Origin of the sequence: Pseudoduganella sp. RAF19, assembly GCF_052114165.1 — a bacterium.
In the GTDB taxonomy this organism is placed as follows: domain Bacteria; phylum Pseudomonadota; class Gammaproteobacteria; order Burkholderiales; family Burkholderiaceae_D; genus Rugamonas.
Map to the genome: position 1 here is coordinate 76,935 of NZ_JBFREF010000007.1, position 19,753 is coordinate 96,687.

Below are 19,753 nucleotides of genomic sequence, written 5' to 3' on the forward strand. Positions count from 1 at the left end.
TGTGGCCGAGCCTTCCTCTTATATTTTTGGCTACAAAACCCGCCGCCGGGCCGTCGTAAACGGTCCGGCAAGCTTGCAATTGCGCTCATTTGTATAAAGTTTGGACGCATCGACCAGCTAATCCTTTAAAATTAGGTCGATTATAACTCTCTCTTTTTAAAAAGAATTCACCGTTATGCGTGCTTCCCGTTTTTTTATTTCTACACTCAAAGAAGCGCCTTCTGACGCAGAGATCGTAAGTCACAAGTTGATGATGCGCGCAGGTATGATTAAACGCCTGGGTTCCGGCATCTATACCTATATGCCGATGGGCCTGAAAGTGATCCGTAAGGTCGAAGCGATCGTGCGCGAAGAAATGAACAAATCCGGCGCCATCGAGCTGCTGATGCCGCTGGTGCAGCCGGCCGAGCTTTGGCAGGAGACTGGCCGCTGGGACAAGATGGGTCCTGAGCTGATGCGCGTGAAAGACCGCCACGGCCGCGACTACGCCATCCAGCCGACCTCGGAAGAAGTGATCACCGACGTGGTGCGCGGCGAGATCAAATCCTACCGCCAGCTGCCGTTGAATTTTTACCACATTCAGACCAAGTTCCGCGACGAGCGCCGTCCACGCTTCGGCCTGATGCGCGGCCGCGAGTTCACCATGAAGGATGCCTATTCCTTCGACCGCGACCTGGAAGGCATGCAGAAGTCCTACCAGATCATGTACGACGCCTACACCCGCATCTTCACCCGCTTCGGCCTGAAGTTCCGCGCCGTGGCGGCGGACAACGGCGCCATCGGCGGTACTGGCTCGCATGAATTCCACGTGATCGCCTCCACCGGCGAAGACGCGCTGATTTACTGCCCGACCTCGGACTACGCGGCCAATATCGAAGCGGCTGAAGCCATCGCTACCGGCACCCGTGCCGCCGCATCGGCTGCGCTGACCAAGACTTCCACGCCGAAAGCGGCCAAGTGCGAAGAGGTTGCCAAGCTGCTCAACATCGACCTGAAGCAGACCCTGAAGACCATCGCCCTAACTGTGGAAAAGGAAGACGGCAAGAAGGAATATTTCATGCTGCTGCTGCGCGGCGATCACGAGCTGAACGAAATCAAGGCCAGCAAGGTGCCGGGCCTGGCGCAGAACCGCTTCTCGACCGAAGCCGAAATTCAGGAAGTGTACGGCTGCGTGCCGGGCTACCTGGGGCCGATCGGCACCAAGGCGCCTGTCACCGTGGTGGCTGACCGCACCGTGGCCCTGATGGCCGACTTCGTAACCGGCGCCAACGAAGCCGATTTCCACTTCACCGGCGCCAACTGGGGCCGCGACGTGGCCGAGCCTGCGATCATCGCCGATCTGCGCAATGTGGTGGAAGGCGATCCTTCGCCGGACGGCAAAGGCGTGCTGGCGATCGAGCGCGGCATCGAAGTGGGCCACGTGTTCCAGCTGGGCACCGCCTACTCGCAGTCCATGCAGGCCACCTACCTGGACGAAAACGGCAAGCCTGCTCCGCTGCAGATGGGCTGCTACGGTATCGGCATCACCCGTATCCTGGGCGCTGCGATCGAGCAGAACTACGACGACAAGGGCATCATCTGGCCGACCTCGCTGGCCCCGTTCGAACTGGTGCTGTGCCCGATGGGCATGGACCGCTCCGAGCTGGTGAAGGAGGAAACGGAGAAACTGTACGCCGCGGCGCAAGCGGCCGGCATCGACGTGATCGTGGACGACCGCGGCCTGCGCCCGGGCGCCATGTTCGCGGACTGGGAACTGATCGGCGTGCCGCACCGCGTCGTGATCGGCGAGCGTGGCCTGAAGGAAGGCAACCTGGAATATCAGGGCCGCCGCGATGCCGAAGCCACGCCTGTGCCGCTGGCCGACATCGTCTCCTTCGTCAAGGCCAAAGTGCAGCAGTGATGCCCGCCGCAGCCAAGCCGCCCCGCACCGGCCGCGAACGCCGCCGCTGGTGGGCGCGGCCGCTGCGCTGGTGGCATGTGCTGGCCTTCTCGGCCGGCGTGCTGACGGCGCCCTTCGGCTTTGCCGGCAACCAGCAGGAAGAAGCGCTGGCCGACTCGGTGCGGCTGGCGCTGTCGAACGCGATTCTGGATGCGCATCCGCCCAAACCGGCGTTTGCCAATGCGGCCGACAAGGCGTCCTACGACGTGTGGTTCACCGCGATGTCCGGCCGGCTCACACGCAAGCTGCCGGATGAAATGCAGCGCCGCGAATTCCTCGAAACCGCCTGGTACGAAGCACGCCGCGCCGGACTCGATCCGGGGCTGGTGCTGGGACTGATCCAGGTCGAATCGGCCTATCGCAAATACGCGGTGTCGATCGTCGGCGCGCGCGGCTATATGCAGGTGATGCCGTTTTGGACCAACATCATTGGCGACAGCGACCGCCGCAAGCTGTTCAATATGCAGACCAACCTGCGCTACGGCTGCGCCATCCTGCGCATGTACCTCGACATGGAAGGCGGCAACCTGTTCATGGCTCTGGGCCGCTACAACGGCAGCCGCGGACGTCCCGAATATCCCAACGCCGTGCTCGCGGCCTGGAACAAATGGAAAATGTAATCCGCTATCTGTGCTGCGCCGCCTTGCTGACCTTGAGCCTGGGCGCGGCCGCCAGGCAGCCCGGCGCGGGCGATGACGAGGGTTACAACGAGTTCACCATTCGCGCGTCTCACTATCCCGCCGACGCGCCGCGCTTCGAAAATTACCCGGCCACGATTTACCTGGGGCCTCTGGCGCCAACCCATTGGCGCGCCAGCGCGGAGTCGCGCCTGTTCCGCACGCAGATCAAGGAGTGGGGCAAGGAACGCCCCAATTTTGCAGGGCACTACACACTTGCCAAGTGGGGTTGCGGTACGGACTGCACCATGTTCGCCTTCATCGACACCCGCACAGGGAAGGTCTATTTCGACCACATCGCCACGAATGTCGCGGTCAACGTGCATCAGGACTTGCTGCCGGGTGGCGACTGGCATGGATCGGGAGCCTTGCGCTTCAAAGCGGACAGCCGTCTGCTTGTGTTGATCGGCATGCCGAACGAAGATCCAAAGCTGCGCGGCATTTCGTTTTATGAGTGGACCGGCCAGCGGCTGAAGTTGGTCCGCCGCGTGCCGGTAGCATGGTATCCGGATAAGCCCTAATCAGCGTTTGCCGACTTCCCAGGTGCGGATCGACTCGGGCAGCAGTATGGTGCTGGCCACGGACATGGCTGTCAGCAGAACCGCTGGCCAAAGCAGGCCAAGCGGCAGCAGAGGCGCTACCAGCATGGTGGCGCCGGCCACTGCGGCAAAGGACAGGAACATCGTCAAACCGGCGCCTTTCCCGGCGTCTTCTCCCGCAGCCTGAAGCGCGCCTGCCATGGTGGATGGTCCGCGGATGCCGAGCCCCGCGCAGAACAGCGCCCACAATGCAGTCAGCTCCAGGTGATTGAAGCTGTCCTCCCACGCCAGCCAGGTCATGATGAACCCGGCAAGCATCTGCAGTCCGCTGCCTGTACGCAGCAGGTTTTCCGGCCCCCATTGCGTTACGCGGTGCATGGCTACCGTCGCGCCACCCATGAAGGCCAGCACGCCGCAGATCTGCAGCACCGCGAAAGCGCGAATGCTCAGCCCCATCGACAACGTGACGATGACCGGCGCGCTGGCGACGAACATCAGCAGGGCGCCGAACATCAGCGCATAACTGAGCGCAAAGCGCAGATAGCCGCGGTTGCGCAGCAAAGGCGTGTAGACCAGTAACAGCGCGCCACGATCAGCGCCAAGACGCGACGTTGTGCGCTTGGCGGGGGAACTGCCGACAATGCGCGCGGCCAACGGCATCAACAGCAGCGACAAGGCGGTAATCACCCAGAACGTCACGCGCCAGTCGGCATACAGCACGATCGCTGCACCAACTGCCGGACTTAATGCGGGGATGGTCGATTCCGCCATTGCCACCATCGCCAGGGCCTTGACAGAATCGGCTTCGGAAAAGCGGCGCCGGATCAAGGCGGGCACGGCGACCGTAGCAGCGCCTGCGCCCAGGCCCTGCACCAGCCGGCCGGCCAGCATGGCGCCAATGTCCGGCGCAAGCGCGCACAGCAGGCTGCCGCCTGCCAGCAGCGCCGTACCGAACAGGATGGTGGTGCGGTCACCGAAATGATCCGCCGCCCAGCCCCACACCAGCTGCGACAAGGCCAGCGCAATCATGAACAGCGCCATCGTCGCCTGCGCCGACGGCACGGACGCATGCAGTTCCGCGCCCATGGCAGGCAAAGCTGGCAGATAAAGATCGGAAGCGAGCAGGCCAACCGCAGTCAGGCTGGCGAGAGGCAGGGCGATGAGCTGAGGCTTCATATTTCGCGATGGGGTCAGGCACTAAATGGTACATAAGCTCGCTTTGCAAGCGAGCTTATGTACCATTTAGTGCCTGACCCCATAAAAGAAAAAATGCCCCGAGCGCGGAGCATCGGGGCTTTTTAGCGGCTGCAACAGCCGGAGGCTTTATTTCAGGTGATCGGAGATCAGCTTGGTCATTTCGAACATGGACACCTGCGATTTGCCGCCGAATACGGCCTTCAGCTTGTCGTCGGCATTGATCATGCGGCGATTTGCTGCATCTTGCAGGTTCAGTTTTTTGATGTAGTCCCACACTTTCTTGGTCACTTCGGTGCGTGGCAGCGGAGCGGAACCGACCACCGCGGACAGTGCGGACGAAGGCGTCATGGCTTTCATGAATGCTGCGTTTGGCTTGCGGGCAGCAGGCGCTGCTTTCTTTGCTGCTGGTTTTGCTGCTGCTTTAGCCGGTGCTGCCTTTTTGGCGGCTGGTTTGGCTGCGGCTTTCTTTGCTGGTGCTGCTGGGGTTTTCTTGGCTGTTGCCATATTCGAGCCTCCTTAACAAACACTGGGGAAAATTGCGCAATACATTCGCACGGCTAATATTGGTGGGGATTTGCAGCTTATGCAAGTGTTTTTTCCCTTTTTTGTGGGAAACACACGTTAATCCCAGCCCCAGAGTGAAAAAAGCCGCCCGCAGGCGGCTTTCAGAGGGAGATTGCGCCGTTTAGCGCATGCCCGGCATCATGCCTTTCATCGATCGCATCATCTTCATCAGACCGCCGCCGGACAGCTTTTTCATCATGGTCTGCATCTGCTCGAACTGATTGAGCATACGGTTTACCTCTTGCACCTGGACGCCTGCGCCGGCTGCGATGCGGCGCTTGCGTGCCGCCTTGATCAGCTCCGGCTTGGCGCGTTCCTGCGGCGTCATCGAGTCGATGATGCCGACCATGCGGCGCACCTGCTTTTCCGCCTGGTCCATATTGGCGCCGGACGCAGCTTGCTGGAACTGGGCCGGCAGCTTGTCGAGCAGGCCGGACATGCCGCCCATTTTCTTCATCTGCGACAGCTGGGACTTGAAGTCGTTCATGTCGAACTTGCCGCCCGACTTGACCTTGGCGGCCAGTTCGGCCGCCGCCTTCTCGTCCACACCCTTGCGCGCTTCTTCCACCAGGGCCAGGATGTCGCCCATGCCCAGGATGCGGTTGGCCATACGGGCCGGGTCGAACGCTTCCAGGCCGTCCAGCTTTTCGGACACGCCGGCAAACTTGATCGGCTTGCCCGTGATGTGGCGCACCGACAGCGCCGCACCACCGCGCGAGTCGCCATCCAGCTTGGTCAGCACGATACCGGTCAGCGGCAGCGCATCGTTAAAGGCCTTGGCGGTGTTGATCGCGTCCTGGCCCAGCATGGCGTCGACCACGAACAGCGTTTCGATCGGCTTGACCGCGCCGTGCACGGCCGCGATCTCTTTCATCATTTCTTCGTCGATACCGAGGCGGCCGGCGGTGTCGATGATCAGCACTTCATGGTGGTGCTTCTTGGCCCAGTCCAGGGCGGACAGGGCGATATCGACCGGCTTGTCCTGCGCGGTGGACGGGAAGAAGTCGGCGCCAACCTGCTGGGTCACCGATTGCAGCTGGGCGATTGCGGCGGGACGGTACACGTCGGCCGACACGGTCAGCACTTTCTTCTTCTGTTCCTTGAGGTACTTGGCCAGTTTGCCGACGGTGGTGGTCTTACCCACACCCTGCAGACCGGCCATCAGGATGATCGCCGGCGGCTGCTGGGCAAAACTGAGCTTGGCCGCTTCCGGGCCGAGGTCGGCGCCCATCAGGGCGGCCAGCTCGCGCTGCACCACGCCGACCAGGGCCTGGCCCGGCGTCAGGGACGAAATCACTTCCTCGCCGAGGGCCTTTTCCTTGACCTTGGCGATGAATTCGCGCACGGCCGGCAGGGCCACGTCCGCCTCCAGCAGCGCCAGGCGCACTTCGCGCAGCATCTCGGCGGTGTTGGACTCGGTCAGGCGCGCTTCACCACGCATGGTCTTGACGACCTTGGCAAGGCGCTGTGTCAGATTGTCTAGCATTGGCTACCTACTAATATGGAGCGGGGAAAATCCCGCCATTTTACATTAGTGCGGCGCCACAATCTCAGCGCAATCCTGGGCGTAGCCATCAACTAACTCTCACATTGTCACAGTCGTGCACACTTGCTTTGCTAAATTGAGATTTCTCATTGACAACATTTGTGCCAGAAGGCATTTTGCTTATATTTCATGTAACAGGAGAGCAAGATGCAGAACCTGGCAGTTCAGGAACAGTCGACGGAAGACGGCGAACAGCAGCTGACCTTTTCGGCGACCGGCAGCGAATACTTCCGCATCTGGATCGTCAACGTCTTGCTGACGATTGTTACCCTCGGCATTTATTCAGCGTGGGCCAAGGTGCGCAGCAACCAGTACTTTTACTCAAGCGCCCGCCTGGCCGGCAGCAGCTTCGAATACCACGGCAACCCCAAGGCCATTCTGAAAGGCCGTATTGCTGCGCTGATTCTTGTCGGCGGCTACCACGCGGCGGTGCGCACTTCGATCACCGCGGCGCTGGTGATGGCGGCCGTCATGGCTTGCGTGATGCCCTACCTGGTCTGGAAAAGCCTGCAGTTCAAACTGCATAACACCAGCTACCGCGGCATTCGCTTCGGCTTTGATGGCAGCGTCGGCAAGGCCTATCTCTATTATCTGCTGATGCCGCTGCTGGCTGCGACCGTCGTCATGCTGCCGTGGGTCCATCAACGCATCAAGAAATTCCAGCATACCGAAAGCCGCTTTGGCGCCGCCCACTTCAGTTTTGATGCACCCGTCGGTCGCTTCTACGCCATTTACGGGATGATGCTGGCTGCCTATATCGCAGGCGTTATTGCTATTGTCGTGTTCGGGGTTGTAGCCGCTATCGGCAGCCACGCGGGCGCCATGATCATGATTCCGATTTTCGTCTACGTCGTGATGTTTGCGGTGTATCCGCTGTTCTTCACCATGTTCCAGAAGCTGGTCTGGAATCACACCCAGCTTGGCAATCACTGGTTCCGCTGCAATATGCACTGGAAGAGCCTGACCTGGATTTACCTCACCAATCTGCTGGGCATAGTCGTTACGCTTGGCCTGTACACGCCTTTTGCCAAGGTCCGCGCGCTGAAATATCGCCTGGAGTCGATGTACCTGGACGTCAACGGTAGTCTGGACGACTTCGTGGCAGGCGAGCATGCGAATGTCGGCGCGGCTGGCGAAGGCATGGCCGACTTCATGGACTTCGACCTGTCGCTGTGATGCTGGCAGGACGCTATTACGACGGCCGGACTTCGCGCGCGCACCGCGTGCGGTTGTCGGTGCAGGACGGCACCGCCGTGCTGGAAGGGGAGGCGGAACGCGCCTGCCCGCTGGATGCGCTGCGCGTGTCCGAGCGCAGCATCCATGCCGCGCGCAAGGTCACCTTTCCCGATGGCGCCACCTTCGAACCGGAAGATCTGAACGCGTTTAATCTGCTGCTGGCTCAGACCGGCTATCAGGATAGTGTCGTTGTCACCGCCCAGCGCAGCTGGCGTGTGGTCGTTGGCTGCATGGCCGCGATCGTTGCCGTCCTGGCGCTTGCTTATCTTTATGTGTTGCCGGTCGTGGCGGACCAAGTAGCACAGGCGCTGCCGCCATCGGTTGAACATCAGCTGGGACAGGGCGTATTGGCAATGTTCGACCGCCGCGCACTGGCGCCGAGCAGGCTGCCGCTGGAACGTCAGCTGCGCATCGCCAACGCGTTCGCCAGCCTGCACGCGCCGCACGAAGGCGCACCGCCGTATCGCCTGCTGTTCCGCAAAAGCCATATCGGCCCGAACGCGTTTGCCCTGCCTTCAGGCGATATCGTGATGACGGACGAACTGGTCGAGCTGCTGCCGGATGATGGCGCAGTCATGGCGGTGCTGGCCCACGAACTGGGCCATTTGCACCGGCGCCACATGACGCGCCGCCTGATTCAGGGTTCCGCCGTGGCCGCCGCCAGCACGCTGCTGTTCGGCGACGTCAACGCGGTCGTCTCCGGCCTGCCCGCGCTGGCGCTGGACCTGCACTATTCACGCGATGCCGAAACCGAAGCGGATGATTATGCGGCGGATATGTTGGTCGACAACGGCATTTCCCTGTCCAGCCTGGAGCAGGTTTTCACCGTGCTCGAAAAGCTGGACAAGGATTCCGTTTCCTACCTCTCCACCCACCCCGTCAGCAGCGAGCGCCTGGCCCGGCTGCACGCTCGCAGGAACAATTAATGCGGAAGCACTACCTCCAGCAAGCCTTCTCCTCAGATAACGGCAATGGCGAATTGGCCATACGGCACGACCTGGAGTGGCATGCGCAGAGTGCCCGGCAAGGGCCTCAGTTTCTCCATGCCTTTGCTGGAGTCGTCAGCAATTTTCCAATGAGGCCATAGAAGTCGTAGATGGGAGTTCTGACACCGCGTACGGCATGCGTGTTGCCGTCCGGCGCAGCGTCAATGTCAGCCGGCGGGGCGGTAATTGTAGTGGTGACGCTGGCAGCGGTAGCTCTCCCCATGATGTTTTTTTGCCATCGGCGTCCATGATGTACCGGTTGCCTTGGTCGTTCATGTGGTGGGCAGCCCGCGATTATGGGGACCTTTCCATCAGGTGTGACTTTATAAACGGCTGAGCCAGTGAAGGGCTCAACGTTTCCCCATTCTGAACGCCGGCAATAAAAGATGCCTTGCTGATTGACGACTATGTTATTAGGCGTCCCAATATTGTCGGTCGAGCCGATGGTCGTAACCTGGCTTGCAAGCGGGATGCGCAACAATGTGCCGTGCAGCTGAGCCCCGCCCGGATATGGCAAGAACTCCCTCCCTTGTAATCGGTTACTTAAATGTTCCCATCCAAATCGGCTGCAATAGCAGTCAGGTAGGGAAAACGTGCTTCATTGTTGCCATCCCCGCCGCAAGCGGCATGTGACAAAGTGAAGCCATATGCTAAATAGCACCATCTAATCATAGAAGCTTATTGGCGAAAAATTCCTAGTCTTCCTGATTGAGGCGCGCATTGCGTCACGCATTGTTCACGTGCGAAGGACTTATTGCATGAAAGCTAAAATAAACCGTATGATGGGCGCGCGGTCAGCAGGCTAACAATTTAAGAGGAGACCAGGGATGAATCTGAAAAGCATCGTGAAGTCGCTGGCGCTGGCTGCGCTGGTTGCAGCAGGTAGCGCGCAGGCGCAGGACGTGGTTCGGCTGGGCAACCTGAAATTCGCGCACTACGGCGCGGTGTCGTATATCAAGGAGATTGCACCGAAGTGCGGCATCAAGGTGGAAGAGCACGTCTTCGCCAAAGGTTTGGATGTGATGCAGGCCATCATCGCCGGTGAGCTGGACGTGGGTGCGACCGCATCCGAAGCGGCGATTTCCGGCCGTGCCGGCGGCGCGCCGATCTATGTAGTGGCGGGCTTCGCGAAAGGCGGCGCGCGCCTGGTGGGCCGTGCGGACCTCAAACTGAAATCGGTCAAGGACTTGAAGGGCAAGAAGGTTGGCGTCACGCGAGGCGGTATCCAGGAAGTGCTGCTGCTGGCCGAATTGCAGCAAGCCGGCCTGACAGTTTCCGAGCAGCCGGGCAAGGATGTGCAACTGGTCTTTCTCGCCTATGCGGATCTGAACCAGGCCATGATCGGCAAGAACATCGATGCCATGATGAACTCCGAACCGCAATCGTCCCAGGCGATCAATAAGGGATTCGGCAACGAAATCGTCAAGCCGTACGACACGCCGATCGGCGAGCCGGTGCGGACCATGGTGATGACGGAGAAGTTCTATAAAGAGCGCCGTCCCGTGGCCGAGAAATTCATGCGCTGCTTCGTCGAAGCCACCAAGACCTTCATTGACAATCCCGCCACCGCCGAGAAATTCGTGCGCGAGGTGGTGTTCAAGGGCCAGCTGACCAGCGGCGATTTCCAGGACGCGATCGGCAATTCGCCGTATTCCTACGACATCACGCCCGAGCATATCCAGACCACGACCGACGTCATGGTGAAGACCGGCGTAGGCAAGATGAGCAAGCCGCCAGTGGCCAAGGACTGGGTCAAGACCGACCTGCTGGATCAGGCCAAGAAGAGCCTCGGCGTCAAATAAGGAGGCATCATGGCGATAGCGGGATGGCGTCAACTGGGCGTCGGCCTGATTGTGCCGGCGGTGGTGATCGCGGCTTGGCAGCTGGTGTCCTCGCAGGGCTGGGTCAATCCACAGATTCTGCCGTCGCCGCTGGCCGTGGTGCAGAAGTGGATCGAATACGCGCTGCCGCCGCAGCCGCACACGGAAGGCAGCTGGCTGGCCTGGGCGTTTTCGGGTGAGCTGATTCATGACGCCATCGGTAGTCTGTATCGCGTGATTGTCGGCTTCCTGATCGGCGCCGGGCTGGCGTTGCCGGTAGGGCTGATGATGGGGGCCAGCGATCGCGTGTACGACTGGCTAAATCCGTTGGTGCAACTGCTGCGGCCGATTCCGCCGATTGCCTATATTCCGCTGTCGATTCTGTGGTTCGGGCTTGGCAATCCACCGGCCGTGTTCCTGATTTCGCTGGGCGCCTTCTTCCCGGTGCTGATGAATACCATTGCGGGCGTGCGCCAGGTGGACGGCATCTATATCCGCGCGGCGCGCAACCTGGGCGCGTCCGGAAGCACCATGTTCCTGCGGGTGATTTTGCCGGCGGCTGTGCCTTATATCTTGTCGGGCGTGCGGATCGGCATCGGTACGGCCTTCATCGTGGTGATCGTGTCGGAGATGATCGCGGTGAACAATGGGCTGGGCTTCCGCATCCTTGAGGCGCGCGAATATTTTTGGTCGGACAAGATCATCGCGGGCATGATCTCTATCGGGCTGATTGGCCTGGCGATCGATGTGGGCGTGAACCGTCTGAATAACTACCTGCTGCGCTGGCATCGCGGCCTGGAGAACTAATCCATGAGCGACGCGCATATCGTGATTGATCATGTCAGCAAGGTGTTCGGCGAAAGCGTCGTGGCGCTGAAGGACATCACTCTGGAAATCCCGCATGGGCAGTTCGTCTGCCTGCTGGGGCCATCGGGCTGCGGCAAGTCGACCTTGCTGAACGCGATTGCCGGATTCGCGCTGCCGTCGAAGGGCACGATCACTGCCGGCGTCGCGCAGGTGACCGAGCCGGGGCCGGAGCGCGGCATGGTGTTCCAGGAATACGCGCTGTTCCCCTGGATGACGGTGGAGGACAACGTCGCTTTCGGGCTGGAGATCAAGGGCACGCCGAAGGCCGAGATCACAGCGACGGTGGACAAGCTGTTGAAGATGCTGTCCTTGCAAGATTTCCGCAGCCGCTTCCCGAAAGACCTGTCGGGCGGCATGCGGCAGCGCGTGGCGATCGCGCGCGTGCTGGCGCTGGACTCGCCGATCATGCTGATGGACGAGCCTTTCGGCGCGCTGGATGCGCTGACCCGGCGCAATCTGCAGGACGAGCTGCTGCGCATCTGGTCGGAGCTTAAGAAAACCATCATCTTCGTCACGCACAGTATTGAAGAAGCGATTTACCTGGCCGACCGGATCATTGTGATGACCTACCGTCCGGGCACGGTCAAGCGCGACATGCTGGTCGAGTTGCCGCGCGAGCGCGACCCATCCGCCCCCGAATTCAACGCCTTGAAGCGCGAGCTCGGCCAACTGGTCATGGAAGAACAACAACGCCACCACAATGAAGAGCTCCGGCTCGCGGCGGTGGATTAGCCAGTCGTGGCTGGGGTGTTAAACTAAGCGAATGCAGACTTACTTTCTGATCGCAGCAACGCTGCTTTATCTTGTTTGTGCCTTCCTCCCATCCCGCAAGGCCGTTCCTGTCGCTGCGCTGACCGCGGGCGCCTGGCTGCTGCACGGCGCTGCGCTGTGGATTAATGTGATGGTGCCGGGTTCGCTGCGCATCGGTTTTGCGGCCATGCTGTCGTCGGCCCTGTGGATTTCAGTGGCCGCGTATTGGCTGGAGAACCAGAATTATCCGCTGGAGGGATTGCGCCGCATCGTGATGCCGGTCGCCGCCGCGACCACCGTGCTGCAGGCCATTTTCCCGGGCAATCTGTTGCCTGTAGATGGCCGCACTGCGGTGCTGGGCTGGCATATCGCCATTGCCACGCTGGCCTACGCCACCCTGACCATCGCTGCTTTCCATGCCGTGCTGATGGCGCTGCAAGAGTCCCGCCTGCATTCGAACAGCGACCGCACGACTTTCCTGTCCACCGCGCTGGATCAGTTGCCGGCGCTGCTGACCATGGAGAAGCTGCTGTTCCGCCTGATCGCCTTCGGCTTCACTCTGCTTAGCCTGACTGTCCTGTCAGGCATCGTCTTCTCCGAGGAGCTGTTCGGACGCGCGCTGAAGTGGGATCATAAGTCCGTCTTTACTCTGCTGTCCTGGATGCTGTTCGCGTCCTTGCTGGCCGGCCGCCACTTCCGCGGCTGGCGCGGCCGCACGGCCCTGACCTTTACGCTGGCCGGCTTCGCGACGCTGCTGCTGGCCTATGTCGGCAGCCGTTTTGTACTGGAAGTGGTTTTACATCGAGGTATTGCATGACACGTATTCTGTTCTGGCTGGCGCTGGTATTTCTGGTGATGGGCGCCATCCGCACCAAGCTGCGCAACGCGAGCGGCAATCAGCAGCCATCGCCGCGCCAGCCAAGCGCACCGCCGCGCCAGGCTGACGCCGAAGCCATGCTGCGCTGCGCCCATTGCGGCGTGCATTACCCCGCGTCGGAAAACGTGCTGTATAAAGGCCAGGATTTCTGCAGCCTGGCCCACGCCCAACTGGCCGCGAACTAAGTTGCTGGCGCGCCTGAATTCCCTGTCGGCCGAATCCCGCGAGACATTCTGGCGCTCGCTGCAGACCCTGAACGGCACGCGCGCCGTGATTGCGCTGGTGCTGCTGGCTTATATGAGCCTGGGCGCAGCGACAGTCTCTCAGCAGCGTGTCGAGCTGTGTACGGCTTATGTGCTGGCTGCGCTGGGCTTCGTGCTTGCGGCCAGTTACTGGCGCCAGCGCTTCATGCTGCAGCTGGTCTGCCAGCTGGCCTGCGATATCGGCGTCATCTCGCTGCTGTACCTGGACGATGGCGGCATGCGCAGCACCCTGGCGATCCTCTATCTGTTCCCGCTGGCCGGCTGTGCGATTCTGGCGCCGCTGCTGGTGGCCTTGTTCTTTGCTTCGATTGCGACCCTGTTCCTGTTGGCCGAGGCGATGTACCGGGTCATGCTGCAAAACGGCGAGCATGTGCTACTGGTGCAGGCGGGCTTGTACGGTGCGGCCGGTTTCGCGGCGGTGACGGTGATCAATCGCATGGCCGCCCGCCTGATCGGGCAGGAAGAACTGGCCGTGCAGCGCGGCGTGGAGATCGGCGTGCAGCAGGCCATCAACCGCCTGGTGCTGTCGCAGTCCGGCGACGGGATTCTGGTGGTGGGCGGCGATGGCGCTATTCATATGAGTAATCCCGCTGTCCAGAAGATGCTGGGCACCGTGGCGGTGCGGCACGGCAGCCGCTTGAGCGATACGCCGGCGCTGCAACCCATCGTGCAGGCTTACGCGGACTGGCGCGGACATCCGGAACAGGCCTTCGCCTTCGTCACCATCAAACCATTCGACGAGCCCATCGCGCAGGAAATGACGGCTGCCTGGAGCGCGCGCCGCGACGTGGCCTCTCACCTGAAAGTGCGCTTCTCGGCCGCCGATACCTCAGGCCTTGGCGTTGAGCGCAACGTGATCTTCCTCGAAGATGTGACCGAGATCGAGGAAAAGGCCCAGCAGCTGAAACTCGCTTCCATGGGACGCCTGACCGCCAGCATCGCGCACGAGGTGCGCAATCCGCTGTCGGCCATCGGCCACGCCAATTCGCTGCTGGAAGAGGACTTGCAGGCGCCCGTCCACAAGCGCCTGCTGAAGATCGTTAGCGACAATGTGGCGCGCGTGAACCGGATGGTGGAGGATATCCTGCAGCTGTCGCGCAAGGCCCAGGTCCATCACGATCCGCTGGAGTTGAGCCATTTCCTGTCCGAGCTGAAAGCCGAATTCGACGAAACCCACAAGCTGGATAGCGGCATCGTCTGCCTGGGCGGCATGCGCAAGCTGTTCGTGCGTTTCGATCCGCTGCACCTGCGCGAGGTGCTGATCAACCTTCTGAACAATGCCGTGCGCTATGCCAGCGGCACGCCGGGCAGCATGAAGGTGTTCATCGTTCACTTCAAGGGGCGCCCGCTGGAGCTGCATGTGCAGGACGACGGCCCCGGCATTTCGCCCGAGGTGCGGGCTCACCTGTTCGAGCCGTTTTACACCACATCCAGCAAGGGCACCGGCCTGGGACTATATCTGGCGCGCGAATTGTGCTTGAATAACGAGGCCATGCTGGACTACGAGTACCGCTTCGATTCCGACATGACAGCCGGCGTCCGCAAGTCGAGCGGGCGTTTCGTGATTACCTTCGCGCGGCCAGCCGCGCAAGCCAACAAGTAGAAAGAATTGCATGAGTTCTCCACGTGTCCTGGTCGTCGATGACGAAGCCGACCTGCGCGAACTGCTGGAAATTACGCTGCTGAAAATGGGGCTGGACGTGGACAGCTCCGAAACCCTGGCGGAAGCGCGCCGCCTGTATGCGGAGCGCGAGTATTCGCTCGTCCTGACCGATATGCGTCTGCCCGATGGCCTTGGCCTGGACCTGGTGCGCGATGTGACGGCAAGCGGCAAGAACATCCCGATCGCGGTGGTCACGGCATTCGGCAGCGCGGAAAACGCGGTGGTCGCGCTGAAAGCGGGCGCCTTCGATTACGTGAGCAAGCCGGTGCAACTGGACCAGCTACGCGTGATGGTGCAGTCGGCGCTGAAGCTGAACGAGCCGGATACCGCGACGGCGGACCACAAACCAGCGGCCAGCCGCCTGCGCGGCAACTCGGCCGCCATCCAGGCCCTGCGCGCACAGATCGGCCGCCTGGCCCGTTCGATGGCGCCGATCGCGATCAACGGCGAGTCGGGTAGCGGCAAGGAGCTGGCGGCACGCGAAATCCACGCCCAGAGTTCGCGCGCGGACAAGCCTTTTATTGCCGTGAACTGCGGCGCGATCCCGGAAGCGTTGATGGAGGCGGAATTCTTCGGCTACCGCAAGGGCGCCTTCACCGGCGCGGCGGACGAGCGCGATGGCTTCTTCCAGGCCGCGAATGGCGGCACCCTGATGCTGGACGAGGTGGCGGACCTGCCGCTGGCCATGCAGGTCAAGCTCCTGCGCGCCATCCAGGAGCGCCGCGTGCGCAAGATCGGCGCGACGTCGGAGGAGCCGGTCGATGTGCGCATCATCAGTGCCACCCACAAGAATCTGGAAAAGCTGGTGGAGGAGGGCCTGTTCCGGCAGGACTTGTTCTACCGCCTGAACGTGATCGAGCTGCGCCTGGCGCCCCTGCGCGAGCGGCTCGACGACCTGGAAGAGCTGACCCAGGCCATCCTCGGCCGCCTCGGCACGTTCGAACACAAGGTCACCATGGGACCGGGCGTGCTGGACGCGTTGCGCGCCTATGCCTTCCCCGGCAATGTGCGCGAGCTGGAAAATATTCTGGAACGCGCGCTGGCGTTTTCCAATGATGGCGTGATTGCGGTGGAGGATCTGGCGCTCAAGGGCGGAAGCACGGCCGGCCTGGCCGCCGCGCCGCAGCCCGTCGCGGCGCCGCAGCCGGCCGCCATACCGGTGCCGCCGCCCGCGATGCCCGCGGCGAGTGCGGCCGCGTCGGCGCAGGCAGTCACCGCCGCACCGCTCGCTGCCGTCTCTTCGCCTGCGGATGCAGCCGCGCCGGGCATCTCCATGCCGCCTCTGCCGGCCTTCGACGTCCTGCCAAGTGACCTGCCGGCCTACCTGGCGGCAGTCGAGCGCGACATCATCATCCGTGCGCTGGCGCAGACCAGCTACAACCGCACCCAGGCTGCTCAACTTTTGGGCATCAGCTTCCGCCAGTTGCGCTACCAGATGCAGAAGCTGAACATCCAGGAACCCGAGACTTAAACCCGGTGGCCGCCACATCATGGCGGCCACCCGCATCTCGCCATGGGTTTATAATGCTGTCCCCCGGCGAATTCCCAGGCCCATTCTGTAGCGTTTTTGCCAACGCACAACATCCTGCCACTGCACAATTTTGCTTACTTATTGAGCAATAAATTCAAGCAGTTAGTGCTTGCTCACAGCCGATCGCCCGTCAATTCCGGCGATATGAAAAGTCAATAGAAATATTGTCCGGCATGAAAAAAATTGGCCTTGTGCGAGCCGGAAGCGGTCACTACAATTAGTGGATGGATTTAACCGATTCACTAGATGTAGTGGTCGTAGTTGCCGTAAGAAAACAACCCTAATACGCGTTATCGTGGGAGCAAAAATGCAATCGACTCAAGATACCTCCATCACCCCAGTGCCACAAGCACCGGTATCCGCAGGCGCTGACGCTGGCGGCCTGAGCACGCCGGCGAGCACGCTGGGCGACTACCGCATCATCCGCCGTAACGGCGCGGTGGTGGCGTTCGAGCCGTCCAAGATCGCCGTGGCCATGACCAAGGCCTTCCTTGCCGTGAACGGCGGCCAGGGTGCAGCGTCCGCGCGCATCCGCGAACTGGTGGAGCAACTCACGAATAACGTGGTGAACGCCCTGGTGCGTCGCCAGCCATCCGGTGGCACTTTCCACATCGAAGACGTGCAGGACCAGGTGGAACTGGCCCTGATGCGCTCCGGCGAACACGACGTGGCACGTTCCTACGTGCTGTACCGCGCCAAGCACATGGAAGAGCGCCGCCTGAAGAAGGAAGCACAAGGCGCGACCGCTGCCGCTGAACCGCAAATCAGCGTGACCGAAAACGGCGTGCGCCGTCCGCTGGTGATGCAGGAAGTGCGCGACCTGATCGGCGCCGCTTGCTCCGGCCTGGAAAAGCACGTCGATGCCGACGCTATCCTGGCTGAAACCGTCAAGAACCTGTACGACGGCGTGCCGGTCGAAGAGCTGCACAAGTCCGCCATCCTGGCTGCCCGCGCGCTGATGGAAAAGGACCCGGCTTACTCGCAAGTGACCGCCCGCATCCTGCTGCACACCATCCGTAAGGAAGTCTTCGGCAAGGAAACCGCGCAAGCCAAAGCTGCCGCCGAATACATCGAATACTTCCCGAAATACATCGCCAAGGGTATCGAGAACGAGCTGCTGAATCCTGAGCTGGCCAAGTTCGACCTGGCCAAGCTGGCCAAGGCCCTGGTAGCCGACCGCGACCTGCAGTTCGGCTACATCGGCCTGCAAACCCTGTACGACCGCTACTTCCTGCACGTGCGCGATGTGCGCATCGAAATGCCGCAGGCTTTCTACATGCGTGTCGCCATGGGCCTGTCCCTGAACGAAGAAAACCGCGAAGCGCGCGCCATCGAGTTCTACAACCTGCTGTCGACCTTCGACTTCATGTCGTCGACCCCGACCCTGTTCAACTCGGGCACTCTGCGTTCCCAGCTGTCTTCCTGCTACCTGACCACCGTGTCCGACGACCTGGAAGGCATCTACGACGCCATCAAGGAAAACGCACTGCTGGCCAAGTTCGCCGGCGGCCTGGGTAACGACTGGACCCCTGTGCGTGCACTGGGCGCCCACATCAAGGGCACCAACGGCAAGTCGCAAGGCGTGGTGCCATTCCTGAAAGTAGTGAACGACACCGCTGTGGCAGTGAACCAGGGCGGCAAGCGCAAGGGCGCTGTCTGCGCTTACCTGGAAACCTGGCACATGGACATCGAGGAATTCCTCGACCTGCGCAAGAACACCGGCGACGACCGCCGCCGCACCCACGACATGAACACCGCGAACTGGATTCCGGACCTGTTCATGAAGCGCGTGATGGAAAAGTCGCACTGGACCCTGTTCTCGCCATCGGATTGCCCGGACCTGCACGACAAGGTCGGCAAGGCCTTCGAAGAAGCCTACCTGGCGTATGAAGCCAAGGCGGAAGCCGGCGAAATCCGCGTGTGGAAGAAGATCGAAGCGCTGGACCTGTGGCGCAAGATGCTGTCCATGCTGTTCGAAACCGGCCACCCATGGATCACTTTCAAAGATCCTTGCAACATCCGTTCGCCGCAGCAGCACGTGGGCGTAGTGCACAGCTCGAACCTGTGCACCGAGATCACCCTGAACACCAACGCCGACGAAATCGCCGTCTGCAACCTGGGTTCCGTGAACATGCCTGCCCACATGAAAGAGGGCAAGCTGGACCACGTCAAGCTGCAGAAGACCATCCGCACCGCCATGCGCATGCTGGATAACGTGATCGACATCAACTACTACGCTGTCGACAAGGCCCGCAACGCGAATATGCGCCACCGTCCGGTCGGCCTGGGCGTGATGGGCTTCCAGGACTGCCTGCACATGATGCGCGTGCCTTACGCTTCGCAGGAAGCGGTAGCTTTCGCCGATACCTCGATGGAAGCGGTCTGCTACTACGCTTACCTGGCGTCGACCGAGCTGGCGGAAGAGCGCGGCCAGTACGAATCGTACAAGGGTTCCCTGTGGGACCGCGGCATCCTGCCGCAGGACTCCGTCAAGCTGCTGGCTGAGCAGCGCGGCGGCTACCTGGAGCAGGACCTGTCCGCCTCGATGGACTGGGCGCCGGTGCGTGAGCGCATCGCCAAGTTCGGCATGCGCAACTCGAACTGCGTGGCGATCGCTCCGACCGCAACCATTTCGAACATCATTGGCGTGTCTGCTTGCATCGAGCCGACCTTCCAGAATCTGTATGTGAAGTCGAACTTGTCCGGTGAGTTCACCGAGATCAACGCCTACCTGGTGCGCGACCTGAAAGCCCGCGAACTGTGGGACGAAGTGATGATCGCCGACCTGAAGTATTTCGACGGCTCCCTGAGCAAGATCGACCGCGTGCCGCAAGACCTGCGCGATATCTATGCGACCGCCTTCGAAATCTCGCCAACCTGGCTGGTGGAAGCTGCCTCGCGCCGCCAGAAGTGGATCGACCAGGCACAGTCGCTGAACATCTACATGGCTGGCGCTTCCGGTAAGAAACTGGACGAGACGTACAAGCTGGCATGGCTGCGCGGCCTGAAGACCACTTACTACCTGCGCACCATCGCTGCGTCGCACATGGAGAAGTCGACCACCCGTACCGGCGCGCTGAACGCTGTGTCGGCCAATGCTCCGGCCGCCATGAACGCCGCTCCGGCCGCTCCGGCTCCTGTTGAGGCAGCTCCGGCAGTGGAAGAAGGCGCCGCCTGCTACCTGCGTCCTGGTGACGACGGTTTCGAGGAATGCGAAGCCTGCCAGTAATACAATAAGAACCAATGGCGTGAGGCGAGTGGCTGCCACATCGTGGCAGCCACTTGGTTTCCGCCTCGG

At 61.4% G+C, this 19,753-nt stretch carries 16 protein-coding genes; 13 read left to right on the forward strand and 3 right to left on the reverse strand.

Annotated features, from left to right (window positions below; translation table 11 throughout):
• The first annotated feature begins 175 nt into the window (after nt 1-175).
• From AB4Z19_RS19555 to AB4Z19_RS19565, 3 genes are read left to right on the forward strand one after another with little or no spacing between them, the layout of a single operon-like run.
• Complete coding sequence (locus tag AB4Z19_RS19555) at nt 176-1,900, forward strand: proline--tRNA ligase (RefSeq protein ID WP_442035822.1); 1,725 nt, start codon at nt 176-178, stop codon at nt 1,898-1,900.
• Nucleotides 1,900-2,559, forward strand: a complete 660-nt coding sequence (locus AB4Z19_RS19560; protein ID WP_442028511.1) for a lytic transglycosylase domain-containing protein — start codon at nt 1,900-1,902, stop codon at nt 2,557-2,559. The genes AB4Z19_RS19555 and AB4Z19_RS19560 overlap by 1 nt, the downstream gene beginning before the upstream one ends.
• Nucleotides 2,547-3,137 carry a hypothetical protein gene (locus tag AB4Z19_RS19565; RefSeq protein WP_442028510.1) on the forward strand — a complete coding sequence of 197 codons (591 nt, stop codon included), beginning with the start codon at nt 2,547-2,549 and terminating at the stop codon, nt 3,135-3,137. Before AB4Z19_RS19560 ends, AB4Z19_RS19565 begins: the two co-directional genes overlap by 13 nt.
• Here the strand turns inward: AB4Z19_RS19565 and AB4Z19_RS19570 are convergent, their stop codons facing one another.
• From AB4Z19_RS19570 to ffh, 3 genes are all read right to left on the reverse strand, one after another.
• Complete coding sequence (locus AB4Z19_RS19570) at nt 3,138-4,331, reverse strand: MFS transporter (protein WP_442035823.1); 1,194 nt, start codon at nt 4,329-4,331, stop codon at nt 3,138-3,140.
• Nucleotides 4,332-4,478: 147 nt separating this feature from the next.
• A complete protein-coding gene (locus AB4Z19_RS19575) occupies nt 4,479-4,856 on the reverse strand; it encodes an SWIB/MDM2 domain-containing protein (RefSeq protein WP_442030200.1) in 378 nt (125 codons plus the stop codon).
• A gap of 181 nt (nt 4,857-5,037) precedes the next feature.
• On the reverse strand, nt 5,038-6,402 hold the full coding sequence (gene ffh, locus AB4Z19_RS19580; protein ID WP_442035824.1) for a signal recognition particle protein: 1,365 nt from the start codon (nt 6,400-6,402) through the stop codon (nt 5,038-5,040).
• Between the two features lie 207 nt (nt 6,403-6,609).
• On the opposite strand from ffh, the gene AB4Z19_RS19585 reads away from it, so the two are divergent.
• The 10 genes from AB4Z19_RS19585 to AB4Z19_RS19630 all read left to right on the forward strand — a co-directional run bounded on the left by AB4Z19_RS19585 (nt 6,610) and on the right by AB4Z19_RS19630 (nt 19,684).
• Entirely contained in the window at nt 6,610-7,638 is a 1,029-nt protein-coding gene (locus AB4Z19_RS19585; RefSeq protein WP_442035825.1) for a YjgN family protein, read from the forward strand.
• The gene (locus AB4Z19_RS19590; RefSeq protein ID WP_442025952.1) at nt 7,638-8,624 is read left to right on the forward strand and encodes a M48 family metallopeptidase; all 987 of its coding nucleotides are present in this window, start codon (nt 7,638-7,640) and stop codon (nt 8,622-8,624) included. Before AB4Z19_RS19585 ends, AB4Z19_RS19590 begins: the two co-directional genes overlap by 1 nt.
• Nucleotides 8,625-9,511: 887 nt before the next feature.
• Nucleotides 9,512-10,486, forward strand: coding sequence for an ABC transporter substrate-binding protein (locus tag AB4Z19_RS19595; protein ID WP_442025953.1), 975 nt, complete (start codon nt 9,512-9,514; stop codon nt 10,484-10,486).
• Nucleotides 10,487-10,495: 9 nt separating this feature from the next.
• Complete coding sequence (locus AB4Z19_RS19600) at nt 10,496-11,311, forward strand: ABC transporter permease (protein ID WP_442035826.1); 816 nt, start codon at nt 10,496-10,498, stop codon at nt 11,309-11,311.
• Nucleotides 11,312-11,314: 3 nt separating this feature from the next.
• Nucleotides 11,315-12,103, forward strand: coding sequence for an ABC transporter ATP-binding protein (locus AB4Z19_RS19605; protein ID WP_442025954.1), 789 nt, complete (start codon nt 11,315-11,317; stop codon nt 12,101-12,103).
• A 31-nt stretch (nt 12,104-12,134) separates the two neighbouring features.
• Complete coding sequence (locus AB4Z19_RS19610) at nt 12,135-12,938, forward strand: cytochrome C assembly family protein (protein WP_442025955.1); 804 nt, start codon at nt 12,135-12,137, stop codon at nt 12,936-12,938.
• The gene (locus AB4Z19_RS19615) at nt 12,935-13,183 is read left to right on the forward strand and encodes a PP0621 family protein (protein ID WP_442025956.1); all 249 of its coding nucleotides are present in this window, start codon (nt 12,935-12,937) and stop codon (nt 13,181-13,183) included. Before AB4Z19_RS19610 ends, AB4Z19_RS19615 begins: the two co-directional genes overlap by 4 nt.
• 1 nt (nt 13,184) lies before the next feature.
• A complete protein-coding gene (locus AB4Z19_RS19620) occupies nt 13,185-14,864 on the forward strand; it encodes a sensor histidine kinase (protein WP_442025957.1) in 1,680 nt (559 codons plus the stop codon).
• Between the two features lie 10 nt (nt 14,865-14,874).
• Nucleotides 14,875-16,395: a sigma-54-dependent transcriptional regulator gene (locus tag AB4Z19_RS19625; RefSeq protein WP_442035827.1), complete on the forward strand. Its 1,521-nt coding sequence runs from the start codon at nt 14,875-14,877 to the stop codon at nt 16,393-16,395.
• 367 nt (nt 16,396-16,762) lie between these two features.
• Nucleotides 16,763-19,684 carry a ribonucleoside-diphosphate reductase subunit alpha gene (locus AB4Z19_RS19630; protein WP_442035828.1) on the forward strand — a complete coding sequence of 974 codons (2,922 nt, stop codon included), beginning with the start codon at nt 16,763-16,765 and terminating at the stop codon, nt 19,682-19,684.
• Nucleotides 19,685-19,753 lie beyond the last annotated feature (69 nt).